Here is a 14,873-nt window from a genome sequence, read left to right on the forward strand (position 1 = left end):
CGTCCCCACATTACCGCGCACGCATATCTCCACGGCACGCGCCCGGGGCCGCTCCGGCACACGTCCCGACGCGCTCTCTCGGGTCCGGGCACTGCGGGGTCCCGGCCCCGCCGGCCCTCATCCCCGCGGGGTGCGGTGATTCGGCTCCTGCCAGTCCTGGCCCACATGGGCCGCCGCCCAGAAGTGCAGTTCGTACAGGCACGCCTGGCGGAACGTCTGGACCATGCGCGTGAGCTCGGCCTTCGGCGCGGCTTCCAGCAGGCCCTCGAGGATGCCCACGGCCCCCACCACCGATGCGTCGAAGTCGGGGCTGTCGTAGGCCTCGATCCAGGTCGCGAAGGGATGCCCCGCCAGATCGCGGGACCCCGCCCGCACCCGCTGAACCAGGACCTTGCCGATGTGCGCGTACACCCAGAAGCACGGCAGGATCGCGGCGACTCCCACTGCATAGGGTGCGCTCGCCGCCTGGCTGAGCAGATAGGAGGTGTAGCCCAGTGTCGTGGGGTTGGCCCCGCCGGCGGGCCAGGCCGCCCCGATCACACCGGCCGCGGTCGAAAGCCGGTCGGCGATCGCTGAGAACCCGGGGTCCGCCAGCAATTCGGCGTGCATCGACTGTTCATCGGCGATCGCCTCGCCTGCGGCCAAGACCCAGAAGCGGGTCTGGTCGCTGCTGGGTGCGGCCGCCCCCAGCAGGCTCATGGCCCGGGCATAGCCGTCCAGGTACAGCTCGTCCTGCAACAGGTAGTTCACGAAGGCCTCGTGGCCGAGTGTGCCGTCGGCCAGTTGGCCCAGGAAGTCGAGTTCCTCGATCCGGGTGATGACGTCGTGTACGGAATTCCACAGCTCGCGCGTGCGCGGGCCCTGGCTGAACAGGTGGTAGTCGACCATGGTGTATCCCTCCTCGGGTTTCGGGTGCTCAGGCTCGTGCGCGCACGGGGCGCAGATCGACCAGGTGGTCGACCGGCCCGTGGGCGCCGGCCGGGTCCAGCGACAGGTTCCAGCCCGCCGCCGCGGCCAGGGCCCGGCCCAGGTACTCCAGGCCCTCGAAGACCGCGGGCTCCAGCTGTGCCCCGCGGGCCAGTTCCGCGGTGATGGCGGCGGACAGGGTGCAGCCGGTGCCGTGGGTATTGGCCGAGGCGACCCGTGGGTGCGTGTACACGTGCACCGAGGCCGCCCCGGGGCCATCCGCGACGGCGAGCACGTCGAAGACAGTGCCGCCGGTGCCGTGGCCGCCCTTGACCAGGGCCGCCCCGGCCCCGCGCGCCACGAGTTCGCGGGCCTGGGCCGTCATCTGGGACTCGTCGCGGGCCTCGGCGACGTCATCGCCGAGCAGCAGGGCCGCTTCCGGCAGGTTCGGGGTGATGACCGAGGCGACCGGCAGCAGGCGCGCGCGCACCGCGCCGATCGCGTCGGCGTCGAGCAGCCGGTGTCCCGAGGTCGAGACCATGACGGGGTCGACGACCAGGTGGGGCACGGGGGTCTCTGCGAGTTTGTCCACGGTCAGGTCGACCAGCTCTCGGGTGCCCAACATCCCGGTCTTCGCCGCGTCCACGGGCATGTCCCCGAGCACCGAGTCGAACTGGTCGGCAACGAAGTCCGCATCGATCCCGTAGACGCGGGACACACCATGGGTGTTCTGGGCGACCAGGGCGGTGATGACGGAGGTGCCGTAGGCTCCACGGGCGGCGAAGCTCTTGAGGTCGGCGTGGATGCCGGCGCCCCCCGACGGATCGGTGCCGGCGATCGTCAGGGCGATCGGGGGCCTGTTCACTGTATTCAACGGCGTGGGGTTCGGCACGGTGTTCGTCGGCGCAGTGCTCATCGGTTCTCCCCCTGCGCGCCGAGGTAGGCCGCGCGGATCGACCGCGCTGCGGCCTCGGGATCGGCTGCAGTGCAGATATCGGAGACCACGCACACGCCCAGGGCGCCGGCGCCGGCGAGTTCGTGGACGTTGTGGCCCTTGATCCCGCCGATCGCCACGGCGAGGATCCCGAGTTCCAGTGCCTCCCGGTTCAGTTCGGTCCAGTGCTCGACGCCCAGTGCTGGGCGCTGCACGTCCTTCGTCCGGGTGGCCCAGACGGGGCCGACTCCGAACAGGTCCACTCCCCCGGCCTTGGCGGCGACGGCGAACTGTTCGGCGGTGTGGGCGGACAGGCCCAGCAGGGGTTCGGCGCCCAGGCGGGCGCGGACCTGGGCCGGCGGCATGTCCGTCTGGCCCACGTGGATGTGGGCGGGCAGGCCGCGCCGACGCAGTTCGGCGACGACTTCGACGCGGTCGTCGAGGAACACGGGGACGTTCTCGGCCGCCGTCCCGGCCGGTGCGGGGATGCCGCGCAGGGCGGCGAACACGTCCAGGGTCAGGGCCAGGACCTCGGCGTCGGAGGCGTGTTTCTCGCGCACCTGCACGACCGAGGCGCCGCCGGTGACAGCGGCTGCGACGGTGTCGGCCACGCCGCGCCCGGCGGCGGTGCACATCGCGGTGTCGGTCACCAAATACAGGCTGAAATCGTAGGGGATCAGGCGGGGGTTGAGCACAGCGGGGTCAATCATGACCATCCCTTCGCAGGAGTTATCCAGACAGGTTCGACGGGTGTGTTCTCAGCCCTGGCCGGCCGGCGGCGGCACGAACCCGCGCCGGTGCGACTACCTGGGCACCCCGTGTCATCGGCTCCACACTAACATCCACGGCAGTCTAGAGTTGGGGTATCCCCGCATAGCCCGAACCTTGGAGGAACCGTGACCGAAGCACCCGGCAGCCTGCTCAATCTTCTGCAGTTGGAGAAGATCGACCTCAACATCTACCGCGCCGGCTTCGTCTTCGACGAACCCTTCGCGCTCTACGGCGGCCAGGTCGCCACCCAATCCCTGCTGGCCGCGGCCCTGACCGTGGACTCCGGGCGCCTGCCGCACTCTCTGCACGGATACTTCCTGCGGCCCGGCGACGCCTCGAAGCCCACGGTCTTCCAGGTCTTCCGCGACCGCGACGGTGGTTCCTATTCGGCCCGGCGCGTGGTGGCACTGCAGAACGGACGGGTCATCTTCAATATGTCGGCGTCCTTCGCACTGCCGGGGAAGTCCCCCGATGTGCAGGGCGATACGGCGCTGAACGACCACGAGTTGCCGATGAACGAGTTCTACCCGATCCCCCGGCTGTTCAGCTTCGAGGGCCGGAGGACCGAACCGGGTTTCCCCGAACCCGACTATCCGCAGCGCTTCTGGGCCCGCTGCACGGCCGATCTCAGCCGCACCGGGGTGGGGGCTGCGACGATCAGCCGCGACCTCATGAACATCCTGGCGGTGACCTATCTTTCCGACATCTCGTCGGGCATCGGCACGTACAACACCGAAGAGTTCCAATCGCAGTCGAGCCTGGACCACACTCTGTGGTTCCACCGCCCGATGGACGCCGAGGAGTGGATGCTGATGGACCTGCGGCCCCGCTCCGTGGCCTACGGGCGCGGGCTCTACCACGGGGACATCACCGACTCCTCCGGCGTCCTGCTGGCCTCGATCAGCCAGCAGGTCCTGTTCCGCAAGCGCCGTGCCGGCGGTGGCGCCGCGCCTCGGCCGGCCTGAACCTCGGCCGTTCCCAGCGGCCGGATCACGGTCGGTCCCGGGGAATCCGGCCGGGGTCGAGCCGAACTCAGTATTCGGCGATGATGATCTTCTTCTGGCCCATCATCGTCTGATAGGCCCCCGGCCTGGTGCTCAGCTCCGGCCAGGTGCGCGGGACGATCTGCCAGCTCAGGCCGAAGCGATCCTTGCACCAGCCGCAGGCCTCGGCCTCCGGGACATGCGACAGTGCCTCCCACAGTGCGTCGATCTGCGCCTGGTCCTGCGCGTAGACGATGAGCGAGACACCCTCCGTGAAGGTGAAGTCCTGGCCTGCCCCTGGGTCCATCGCCGTGCACCACTGCCCGGCGAGCCGGAAGTCCGCGTGGATCACGGATTCGGCGGTAACCGGCGATTCGACCCCCGGGCCCAGGTCCGGGACCCCGCCGAACTCGCCATAGGTGTACAGGTGTCCCAGTCCGCTGGGGAGGTCGGGGCCGAAGATCCGGGTGAAGGTCTGCAGATAGTAGTCGACGGCCTCGGCCGCCCGGTTCTGCTGGGGACCGCCGAAGCTCAGCGAGGGCAGCAGGAACGGTCGGGGCTGCCCGTCCGGGTTCGTCACCATCAGCTGCCAGCTCACCCCGAAGCGGTCCTCAACCCAGGCGTAGTGCGGGCTGAACGGATAGGCGTCCAGCGGCATCAGTTCGCGGCCACCCTCCATCAGCACCGCGTGGACCCGGTCCAGATAGGCACGGGCATCGGTGTGCCGGGCCGGATCGAAGTTGACGGTCAGGTTGAGCGACGGAGTGGGCCGGAAGGTGTCATCGGCGTTGATGAAGGTGAAGTCCAGGTCCTCGATCCGCAGGTCGAGCGCCAGGAGTTCGCCGGCCAAATCGCGTTGGAAGTCAGGGAGCTCTGCGGGATCGGCCGGGTAGTTCTCGGCGCGTTCGACGGTGACGGAGCGAAACGCCCTGGTGTAGTGCTCAACGGCATCCTGTGCGCACCTGTCGAACCACAGGGAGACGGCCAGCGGGGTCCGTTCGGTTTCGTCGGTGGGCGGTCTGGGGTCTAGAACGGGGTTCGGTGTCATGCCACAAGTGTGCGACCGCCGGAGCGATATGTCACCCCTTTGCCCGCCCATCTGCGAAAACGCCGCGTGGCCGGAACCCGCCGGACCCCTGGATGGGTCCATGGCGGGTCCCGGCCACGCGGCACCGCGACTCAGACGATGGGACTCAGTGCGAGTGGTAGTTCGGCGCCTCGACCGTCATCTGGATGTCGTGCGGGTGGCTTTCCTTCAGACCCGCCGTGGTCAGGCGGACGAAACGGCCGTTTGCCCGCAGCTCCGGGATCGTGCGCGCGCCCACGTAGAACATGGTCTGGCGCAGGCCGCCGGTCAGCTGGTAGGCGACGTTCTTGAGCTGCCCGCGGTAGGCCACGCGGCCCTCGATGCCCTCCGGGATGAGTTCCGTATCGGTGGCGACATCGGCCTGGAAGTAGCGGTCCTTAGAGTACGACTTGCCCTTGCGCGGGGCCATAGCACCCAGCGACCCCATGCCGCGGTAGGACTTGTACTGCTTGCCGTTGACCAGGATGAGTTCGCCGGGGGCCTCACGAGTGCCGGCGAACAGGGACCCCAGCATGACCGATTCTGCACCGGCGACCAGGGCCTTGCCGATATCGCCGGAGTACTGCAGGCCGCCATCGGCGATGACCGGAACGCCGGCCGCCTTGGCCGCCTGATAGGCCAGGTGGACCGCCGTGACCTGGGGAACGCCGACGCCGGCGACGATCCGGGTCGTGCAGATGGAGCCCGGGCCCACGCCCACCTTGATGGCGTCCGCACCCGCGTCGATGAGCGCCTGCGCACCCTCACGCGTGGCGACGTTGCCGCCGATGATCTGCACCCCGGCAAAGGCCTTGTCCGACTTGAGGCGCTTGATCATGTCGGTCACGCCGCGGGCGTGGCCGTTGGCGGTGTCCACGACCAGCACGTCCACACCGGCGTCGGCCAGCAGGCCGGCGCGCTCATAGGAGTCACCGTAGAAGCCGATCGCGGCGCCCACCAGCAGCCGTCCCTCGCCGTCGCGGCAGGCATCGGGGTATTCCTCGGTCTTGACGAAGTCCTTGACCGTGATGAGGCCCTGGAGCACATTGTGCTCATCGACCAGCGGCAGCTTCTCGATCTTGTGTTCGGCCAGCAGGGCGTAGGCGTCATTGGGCGCAACGCCGACCTGAGCAGTGATCAGCGGCGACTTGGTCATGATCTGGGCGACCGTGGTTGTCTCGTACTTCGAATGCGATACGAAGCGCAGATCGCGGTTGGTCACGATGCCCACCAGGACGCCGGACTCGTCGACCACGGGCAGGCCGGAGATGCGGTACTGCGCGCAGACCTCGTCCAGTTCGGCCAGTGTCTTATCCGCCGTGATCGTCACCGGATCGGAGATCATCCCCGATTCACTGCGCTTGACGTAGTCGACCTGGGCCGCCTGGTCCTCCTTGCTCAGGTTGCGGTGGATGATGCCGATGCCGCCGATGCGGGCCATCGCGATCGCCATGCGGGATTCCGTCACGGTGTCCATCGCAGCCGATACCAGGGGGATGTTGATGTCGAGTTCACGGGTCAGGCGCGTCCGGGTCGAGGCCTCGGACGGGATGACGTCCGTGTCGCCGGGCAGCAGCAGGACGTCGTCGTACGTCAGACCTGTCAGTGCGAATGGATCGTTGTCTACTGCGGAATTGCCGCTGCCCATGGGTGCCCTCTCAAAGATTGGTAGGTCGTTCGTCGTCTGTCCCTACCCTCCGGGCCGGGCCACCGGCTGGTTCGCCGGCTCCGGGCCAGAAGATGTGCAGTTCAAACTTTGATTTCGTCAATCATATTCCCCGCCCGGTGGCGCCGGGCAGCCGAATCCAGCCGAACGTGTCGAGTCTCACGCCGGTGACGTCCCGCGAAGCGTCAGCCTCGATTCGAACGCCCGCTCCCGGCCGGTCAGCGGATCAGTGAAGGCGAGGCGGTGGGCCAGCAGCTGCAGGGGGCTGGAGAAGTCGTAGGGGTCCGGCGCCAGATCCCGTGGGTAGACGGGGTCGCCCAGGATCGGCAGGCCCAGGGCGTTCATGTGCACGCGCAGCTGGTGGGTCCGGCCCGTATGCGGATGCAGTCGGAACAGGCCGGTGCGGGCCTCCCCCTGGGCAGAGGCGACCTCCCGGACGAACTCCAGCGTCGTATGCGCGTTCGCGGGCCCTGGCACCTCGAGCATCTGCCTGGTGCCCGGCTCCTTGTCCAGCCGGCTGTGGCGCTCCAGTGGGAATCCCCCGGCGAAGGTCTCCGGGTCGAAACCGCGGGGCAGGCGGGCCAGGGCCAGGTACTGCTTGTGCACGCGGCGGGCCTGGAACAGGCTCTGGTAGGCGCCCCGGGTCTGCGGGCGGCGGGAGAGAACGAGCAGGCCGGCGGTCACCCGGTCCAGCCGGTGGATGGCCACCAAGTCCGGCTCATCGCGTTCGACGCGTGCCCGGGTGACCACGCATTCGCGCACGAAACGGCCATTGGGCGTCGAGGCCAGGAAATGGGGCTTGTCGACGACCAGCAGGTCCGCGTCCTCGTAGACGGTGGTCACTTCGAAGGGAATCCGGGCTTCGGGCGGGACGGGCCGGTGGAAGAAGTAGAAGCCGCCGGGGTGCGGCGGGTCCCCGGCTTCGACCGGGGCGCCGGACTCATCGCGCATATCGCCGGCAGCTGGGTCGAGCAGGGCTGTTAGTTCGGAGGGTGCGGCGGCGGGGAAGAGCCCGGCCAGCCACTGGTCCACGGTCGCGGGCACCGGCAGATGTGCGCCGGCGTGTGTCTGCAGGCCGCCGGGTGCGCGCAGCCGGTTGGCGCTGATGCCCTCGCGCGGGGGCAGGGGTGATTTCACGAGGCGCCAGCCTATCAGCCCCGACCGGCCGGGTGATCAGCCGCGGCTCAGCCGGCGTCGTCCGGCGGATTGACCAGGATCGACTTCTCGGCCTCGGCGATCTCCTCGGGGGTCCGCTTGTCCCAGCCGGGTTTGCGGAAGTGGTAGAAGAGCAGCGGGGGTGCCGCCAGCACCACCACGACGATTCCCACCACAACCGGGTATATGCCCGCCGGCATCGCGGTGAATCCCGATGGCGCGATGAAGCTGAGCACGAAGGCCGCGAGGCAGGCGACGAATCCGACGCCGGCGATGACGTCCATCCCGCGCACACGGTACGTACGCTCCACATCCGGCCGGGTTCGGCGCAACCTGATCGCCGCTGCGAACATGAGCATGTACATGATCAGGTAGAGGGCGGCGGCCATGTCCACGAGCGCGATGAACGCCGTATTCACATTGGGAATGACGATGAACAGCGCCGCGAGGATCGTGACGATGATGCCCTGCACGGTCAGGATCCCGGACTGGACCCCGGCCTTGTTCCGCTTCTGCAGCGCCGGCGGAAGCAGTCCGTTGCGGGCCGCCGCCAACAAGCCGCGCGAGGGGCCCGCGATCCAGGTGACGACCGAGGCGAAGGCACCCAGAGCGATCAGCGCCGATATCACCGGAGTGCCCCAGCCCATGTGCCAGGCGTCGAAGAAAGTCTGGAACGCCAGGTTGATGCCATTGGTCAGCCCCAGTTGGGCCTTGGGTACGGCCACGGCGATCGCCAGCACCGGCAGGATGAACACCGCCAGGATCAACACCGAGGCGATGAGGATTGAGCGCGGGTAACCCTTGCCGGGATTGCGCAGATCGTTCGCGTGCACTGCGTTGACCTCCATGCCCGCATAGGCGAGCACATTGGACACGATCAACACGATCGCGGACAGTCCCGTATGCGGCGGGATCAGCGCCGTGGGTTCCAGCGAGGTCTGCGAGGACTGTCCCGACCCCAGCCAGATCACACCGAAGACGATCAGCAGGATGCCGGGCAGGATCGTGCCGAACAGGCCGCTCCACGTGCCCACATTGGCGAACAGCTTCCCGCCGCGCAGGGTGATCAGGGTCGAACCCCAGTAGAGGACGAGGATCACGATCGCGGTGAACAGGCCCGAATCCGCCAGGCCGGTGTGTCCGACAACGAAGGACAGGCTGGCGGCGATGAAGGCGATCTGGGTGGGATACCAGACGACGTTCTGGATCCACTGCAGCCAGATTGCCTCGAAGCCCCAGCGATCGCCGAAGGCCTCGCGGATCCAGACGAACACGCCTCCCTTCCATCCGGTGGCCAGTTCCGCGGCGACCAGCGCCGTGGGCACCAGGAACAGGATGGCGGGGATGACGAACAACGCCACCGAGGCCAGCCCGTATCCGGCCATGGCAGGCAGGCTGCGCAGGCTGGCGACGGTCACGACCGTCATGATCGCCAGCTGGAAGACACTGAGGAACTTGGTCGCACTGGTGGCCGGGGCGCCGACTGCGGGCCCGGCGTGCGAGGCCGGGAACGGGTGTGGGCGGACGTGTTCGGGCGACGGGGCGACCGTTCCGTCGGCACGGCGAGGCGCGGCCGAAGGTTGGGAACCGGCGGGCTTCGGGCCGGTGGGCTGGGGATTCTGAGACGCGGACATCAGTGGTGGAATCCCGCGCTCCGGCTGCGCGCATGACTGCCGCCGAACTTGTCGAGGTATCCGGCCTCGCGCTGGATGTCCTTGACCAGGAACCCCGCAAGATCACGGCTGAGGCCGTTGCGGACCACGACCCGCTGCACCGTCAGATCGCTCAGGTCGTCCGGCATCGGATAGGCGGGGACCAGCCAGCCCTTCATCCGCAGCCTTTCGGAGAGATCGTAGAGGTCCCAGTCCGCTTTGTGTTCGGGGTTCATCCGCCAGGCGAACACGGGGATGTCCTCGGCGGCGTTCCACAGGGAGAACTGTGGCATTTTGGCGACTTCACCCGCAATGTAGCGGGCGACGTCGATCGTGGCCTGTCCCACCCGCGTGTAGCCGTCGATCCCCAGCCGCAGGAACAGATAGTACTGCAGCAGCACCTGGGCGCCGGGGCGGGAGAAGTTCAGCGCGAAGGTCGGCATGTCCCCGCCCAGATAGCTGACCCGGAAGATCAAATCCTCCGGCAGGTCCTCCAGCTCGCGCCAGACGACCCAGCCCAGGCCGGGGTAGACGAGTCCGTACTTGTGACCGGAGACGTTGATCGAGGCCACCCGCTCCAGTCGGAAGTCCCATTCGAGGTCCGGCTGCAGGAACGGGGCGATCATGCCGCCGGAAGCTGCATCGACATGGATCCGGATGTCCAGCCCGCGGGCCTCTTCGATCCGGTCCAGGGCGGCGGCGATGTCCTTGACCGGTTCGTACATCCCGGTGTAGGTCACGCCCATGATCGCCACGACCCCGATCGTGTTCTCGTCGACGTAGGAGTCCAGATCGTGGCCGTCGAGAACCTTATGCTCTTCGCTGATCGGAACATACCGCGGCTCGACGTCGAAGTAGTTGCAGAACTTCTCCCAGCACACCTGGACTGCCGAGGACAGCACGATGTTCGGTGAGGTCGTGGGCTTGCCCTCCTGCTTGCGCCTGTGCTGCCAACGGCGTTTCAGCGCCAGCCCGCCGAGCATGCAGGCCTCCGACGATCCGATGGTGGATGTCCCGATCGTATTGTCGGGATCAGGTGCGTTCCACAGCGCCGCGATCATCCGCCAGCACCGGGTCTCGATATCCGCGGTCGCCGGATACTCGTCCTTGTCGATCATGTTCTTGTCGGCGGATTCCTCGTAGATCCGCCTAGCGTAGTCGTCCATCCAGGTGCCGACGAACGTGGCCAGGTTCAGCCGGGCGTTGCCATCGAGCATGGATTCGTCGTGGACGATTTGATATGCCGTCTCCGGCAGGGACTCACCCTCCGGCACCCGATTGCGGGGCAGTGAGGTGGCCTCCCCCGGGCGGGTGAACATCGGGTTGAGCTCGACGTCCGTCTGGCTGGCGAGGCGGTCGTTGATATTGGGCGACTGTGCCATGGTGCTCCCTTTCCGTGCTCGCACCCGGACGGGGAGGAAAACCGGTGAGGGGATACTCTGTCGCGTCCTCGGATGTGGCTGCTGACTGTGATTTCGACTTCCGTTTTCACTATACAACTCCGCCGGGCGCCTCACAACGATGTCCTCACCGGCCCGATTCCGGCCCAGTGGCCGGGCGGATTGCATGCGCGCGGGGTTCCGGAAATGAGGGCCGGATCAGCGCAGGATCAGCCGGCGGCGCGGGAGTTCGTCGCGATCGTCTGGGCGGCGCTGGACACCTGCGCGACGTACTCCGGCGAATTGTTGTAGCTCAGGATCGCCTGGCGCCAAGCCGCCCCTGCCGCCAGGTTCTTCCCACCGGCGCACAGGTACTGCGCCGCGGTGAAGGCCGCATCGTCGATGTTCTGCGGGTCCTTCTTACCGTCGCCATTGCCGTCCACGGCCGATTTCCTCCAGGTCCCGGGGATGAACTGCATGGGGCCCACAGCCCGGTCGTAGCGGGCGTCGCCGTCGTATTCGCCACCGTCGCTGTCTGCGATGTGCGCGGTCTTCACCCCGTCGAGCTGCACGCCGACGATCTTGGGTCTGGTCACCCCGTCGGCTTCGACCTGACCGGAGTAGATGGTGCCGTGGTGGGATTCGACATAGCCGATGCCGGCCAGGGTCGACCAGTCCAGATTGCACCCGGCCGAGCGCTGATCGATCCAGTTCGCCGCGGTCACATAGCCCAGCAGCACCCGGTGCGGGATTCCGGTCACTCCGGCCTGGCGGCTCAACCAGGAGGCGTTTATCGACTCCGCCCCGATCGGCACCAGGTCACTGGCCACGTCCGCAGCCGCGTTCTGCTTGGCCCGAACGCCCGCGGCCGTGCCGGAGGAGTCCCGCGCGGTGGTACCGGAGCCGTCCTCCCCCGAGCCTGCGGCGCCCGGCGCCGGGGCCTCGGCGTCCGAAGCCGCAGCACCGTTCGCCCGCCCCTCGGCGGCAGCGGGCTGCGACTGGGCCGCTGTGGTGCGCTGCATGGGGAGCACGATGAGGGTGAAGACCGCGATCAGACCGCCGACGCAGGCGAAGGCGATGATGCCCACCGCGATCCTGCCCCGTGTCCAGACCACAGCCCACCCCACCCACTCGATTTCACAGGTTTACCTACCCATCCTAACCGCCCACCGCTTCCCCACCGGCCAACGGGGCGGGTGGGTGGGGGCGGGTTAGGAGAGGGTGACGTCCTCGCCGGCTTCGGCTAGGAGTTCGGCCAGGGTCTGCTGGGCGCGCACCAGGGTCCACTCGACCTCCAACTCCTCGCCCGCTCCGGCTGCCGCGGCCTCGGCTCCCTGCGCCGAGGCCTCTGCGACTCCTGCAACTCCCGCGGCTACTGGGCGGGTGCGGTAGGCGTAGACGGCCGGGCGCGGCAGCGCGTTGTAGGCGAACGGCGTGGAGAAGTAGTAAGCGCCGGTGTCGTGGACCACCGCGATGTCACCGGGGGCGAATTCCGGCACGTCGTAGTCGCGGCCGATCATGTCCCCGGTGAAGCAACAGGGGCCGGCCAGATCCTGCACGGTGTGCGGCGCCTGGCTGGGCGATCCGTCTGCCGTATAGGCGCTGATGCGCAGCGGCCAGTGCTCGGGCACGAACACGGTCCGGGTCGCGGTCTGGGCGCCGGCGTGGCCGATCGCGAAGCGGCGCGGGCCCACGTCCTTGGTGTATTCGATGAGCGTGGCGATATCGCCGGCCTTGGCCAGGACGGACCTGCCGAACTCGGTGACGATCTGGAAGTCGCCGTTGAACAGTTCTGGGACCTCGCGCTTGAGCACGTCGGCGTAGTCGTGGAAGGTCGGCAGCACGTCCTCGGAGGTGAAGTTCACGCTCAGGCCACCACCCACGTCGAGGCGTTCGATCTGATCCCGGCCGGCGCGGGTGTTGATCTCGTTCGCCAGGCCCACCACGGTCTTGATTCCGGCGGCTGCCAGTTCCAGCGGGATGCCCTGGGAGCCGGTGTGCACGTGCAGCTGTCGGATCCACGGGCGCGCCACGATCGCCGCGACCAGCCGCTCGCGCGAGTCCTCGTCGTACAGGGCGATGCCGAACTTCGTGGTGGTCGTCGCCGTGGACATCTGGCCGATCGACCCGGCCCCCACCACGGGGTTGACGCGCACGCCGATGTGGCTGGTCGTCGGCCCCACCCCGGATTCGGCCAGTTCATCGCGCAGAGCCGCGACCCGGCCCATTTCCTGGTACGAGTCGATGTTGAGCGAGGCGCCCAATTCCAGGGCCTCGCGCAGTTCCGCCCGGGTCTTCGCCGGGGAGTCCACCACGATCTTCTCCGGGGCGAAACCGGCGGCCTTGGCCATGGCGAATTCGCCGGGGCTCGCGACCTCGCAGCCCATCCCCCGCTCGGCCAGGAAGCGCAGCACGGGGATGATGGTCACGGCCTTGCACGCCACGGTGTGCAGAGCGGAGTCAACGCCTGCGAACGCATTGTTCAGATCGGCGATCCTGGCCTCGATCACATCCAGATTGAGAATGCCGGCCAGCTGCTGGTCCTGGCCGAGCATCGAGTTGTCCGCCAACGATTTGATCGCCGCATTGCGTGCGTGAAGTGCCGTGGCCATATCAGGTGATTCCCCCGGAGGTGTGCGAGCGTATATGAAGGTCTGTTCACCAGACCTTTCGTGACGCTCACATGATATACGCCGAGGCCGCGAACGGCCGAACGGGGTTCAGAGGCTACGACTCACTTGTCGTCCTCTTCCTCCTTCTTCTCCACGACCAGCGTCTCGGTCGTCAGCACCAGGGCCGCGATCGAGGACGCGTTGCGCAGAGCCGAACGCGTCACCTTCACCGGGTCGATGATGCCCTGGGCGATCAGATCGCCATAGGTGTCGGTAGCGGCGTTGTAGCCCTGTCCCAGGTCGAGTTCGGCGACCTTGGACACGACGACCGAACCGTCCTGTCCGGCGTTGGCCGCGATCTGGCGCAGCGGCTGGACCACGGCGCGGCGGACGATGTCGACACCTGTCGCAGCGTCGCCGGTCAGGCCCAGGTCGTCACCGGCCAGAACCTGTGCGGCCTGCACCAGAGCGGAACCGCCGCCTGCCACGATGCCCTCTTCGATCGCAGCGCGGGTGGCGGACACTGCGTCCTCCACACGGTGCTTGCGTTCCTTGAGCTCGACCTCGGTCGCGGCGCCGACCTTGATGACGGCGACACCGCCGGAGAGCTTGGCCAGGCGCTCCTGGAGCTTCTCCTTGTCCCATTCGGAGTCGGTGTTCTCGACCTCGGCGCGGATCTGCGCCACCCGGCCGGCCACTGCGGACTCGTCACCGGCGCCGTCGACGACGGTGGTGTTGTCCTTCGTGATCGTCACGGTGCGGGCGGTGCCCAGCTGGTCGACCGTCACCTGATCGAGCTTCATGCCCATATCCGCGGTGATGACCTCGCCACCGGTCAGGACGGCCAGGTCCTCCAGGATCGCCTTGCGGCGGTCGCCGAAGCCCGGTGCCTTGACGGCTGCGACATTGAGGATGCCGCGGATCTTGTTGACCACCAGGGTCGACAGGGCCTCACCCTCGACGTCCTCGGCGATGATCAGCAGCGGCTTGCCGGCCTGCTGGACCTTCTCCAGGACGGGCAGCAGCTCCTGGATGTTGGAGATCTTGCCCTGGTTGATCAGGATCAGCGGATCGCTCAGGACTGCTTCCTGGCGGTCGGCGTCGGTCACGAAGTACGGCGACAGGTAGCCCTTGTCGAACTGCATGCCCTCGGTGACTTCGAGTTCGGTCGTCGAGGCCTGGGACTCGTCGATCGTGATGACGCCGTCCTTGCCGACGACGTCGAAGGCCTTGGCGATGAGTTCGCCGATTTCGGCCGACTGGGCGGACAGGGCCGCCACGTGGGCGATCTCCTGCGAGCCGTTGACGTCCCGGGCGTTCTCGCGCAGGCGGGCCTCGACCGCGTCCACGGCCTTCTCGATCCCGGCCTTGAGCTGGCCGGGTGCGCCGCCTGCGGTGACGTTGCGCAGGCCCTCGTGGACCAGTGCCTGGGCCAGCACGGTGGCCGTCGTGGTGCCGTCGCCTGCGACATCATTGGTCTTGGTGGCGACTTCCTTGGCCAGCTGCGCGCCCAGGTTCTCGTACGGGTCGTCCAGTTCGACCTCGCGGGCGATGGTCACACCGTCGTTGGTGATCGTGGGTGCGCCCCACGCCTTGTCCAGGACGACGTTGCGGCCCTTGGGGCCCAGCGTGACCTTGACGGTGTTCGCCAGGACATCGACGCCCCGTTCCAGTGCGGCGCGGGCTGCGTCGTCAAACTGCAGAGTCTTCGGCATTGCCTAACTTCCTCTTCTGCTTGTCGTTTACGTC

12 protein-coding genes and 1 riboswitch are annotated in these 14,873 nt (G+C 67.8%); of the genes, 1 reads left to right on the plus strand and 11 read right to left on the minus strand.

Annotation, left to right across the window (positions count from 1 at the left end; all coding sequences use genetic code 11):
• Positions 1-117: 117 nt before the first annotated feature.
• The 3 genes from NQ036_RS04245 to thiE all read right to left on the minus strand — a co-directional run bounded on the left by NQ036_RS04245 (position 118) and on the right by thiE (position 2,550).
• Positions 118-888, minus strand: a complete 771-nt coding sequence (locus NQ036_RS04245) for a TenA family protein (RefSeq protein WP_257057220.1) — start codon at positions 886-888, stop codon at positions 118-120.
• Between the two features lie 28 nt (positions 889-916).
• Positions 917-1,822, minus strand: coding sequence for a bifunctional hydroxymethylpyrimidine kinase/phosphomethylpyrimidine kinase (thiD, locus tag NQ036_RS04250; protein ID WP_257057222.1), 906 nt, complete (start codon positions 1,820-1,822; stop codon positions 917-919).
• Positions 1,819-2,550: a thiamine phosphate synthase gene (gene thiE / locus NQ036_RS04255; protein WP_257057223.1), complete on the minus strand. Its 732-nt coding sequence runs from the start codon at positions 2,548-2,550 to the stop codon at positions 1,819-1,821. The genes thiD and thiE overlap by 4 nt, the downstream gene beginning before the upstream one ends.
• A riboswitch (TPP riboswitch) is annotated at positions 2,538-2,669 on the minus strand. (Overlaps the previous gene by 13 nt.)
• 67 nt (positions 2,670-2,736) lie before the next feature.
• Between thiE and NQ036_RS04260 the strand changes: the two genes are divergently transcribed.
• Positions 2,737-3,576: an acyl-CoA thioesterase domain-containing protein gene (locus tag NQ036_RS04260; RefSeq protein WP_257057224.1), complete on the plus strand. Its 840-nt coding sequence runs from the start codon at positions 2,737-2,739 to the stop codon at positions 3,574-3,576.
• Positions 3,577-3,643: 67 nt separating this feature from the next.
• On the opposite strand, the gene NQ036_RS04265 is transcribed toward NQ036_RS04260, so the two are convergent.
• From NQ036_RS04265 to groL, 8 genes are all read right to left on the minus strand, one after another.
• Entirely contained in the window at positions 3,644-4,642 is a 999-nt protein-coding gene (locus NQ036_RS04265; protein WP_257057225.1) for a VOC family protein, read from the minus strand.
• 145 nt (positions 4,643-4,787) lie between these two features.
• Complete coding sequence (guaB, locus tag NQ036_RS04270; protein ID WP_257046956.1) at positions 4,788-6,308, minus strand: IMP dehydrogenase; 1,521 nt, start codon at positions 6,306-6,308, stop codon at positions 4,788-4,790.
• Between the two features lie 177 nt (positions 6,309-6,485).
• The gene (locus NQ036_RS04275; RefSeq protein WP_257046955.1) at positions 6,486-7,463 is read right to left on the minus strand and encodes a pseudouridine synthase; all 978 of its coding nucleotides are present in this window, start codon (positions 7,461-7,463) and stop codon (positions 6,486-6,488) included.
• 47 nt (positions 7,464-7,510) lie between these two features.
• On the minus strand, positions 7,511-9,115 hold the full coding sequence (locus NQ036_RS04280; RefSeq protein ID WP_257046954.1) for an amino acid permease: 1,605 nt from the start codon (positions 9,113-9,115) through the stop codon (positions 7,511-7,513).
• The gene (locus tag NQ036_RS04285) at positions 9,115-10,515 is read right to left on the minus strand and encodes a glutamate decarboxylase (RefSeq protein ID WP_257046953.1); all 1,401 of its coding nucleotides are present in this window, start codon (positions 10,513-10,515) and stop codon (positions 9,115-9,117) included. The genes NQ036_RS04280 and NQ036_RS04285 overlap by 1 nt, the downstream gene beginning before the upstream one ends.
• Positions 10,516-10,742: 227 nt before the next feature.
• The gene (locus NQ036_RS04290; protein WP_257057226.1) at positions 10,743-11,627 is read right to left on the minus strand and encodes a lytic transglycosylase domain-containing protein; all 885 of its coding nucleotides are present in this window, start codon (positions 11,625-11,627) and stop codon (positions 10,743-10,745) included.
• Between the two features lie 96 nt (positions 11,628-11,723).
• Complete coding sequence (locus tag NQ036_RS04295; protein ID WP_257046948.1) at positions 11,724-13,124, minus strand: diaminopimelate decarboxylase; 1,401 nt, start codon at positions 13,122-13,124, stop codon at positions 11,724-11,726.
• Positions 13,125-13,246: 122 nt separating this feature from the next.
• A complete protein-coding gene (gene groL / locus NQ036_RS04300) occupies positions 13,247-14,839 on the minus strand; it encodes a chaperonin GroEL (RefSeq protein WP_257057227.1) in 1,593 nt (530 codons plus the stop codon).
• Positions 14,840-14,873 lie beyond the last annotated feature (34 nt).

The organism is Brevibacterium sp. 91QC2O2 (genome assembly GCF_024580695.1).
GTDB classification, from domain to species: domain Bacteria; phylum Actinomycetota; class Actinomycetes; order Actinomycetales; family Brevibacteriaceae; genus Brevibacterium; species Brevibacterium moorei.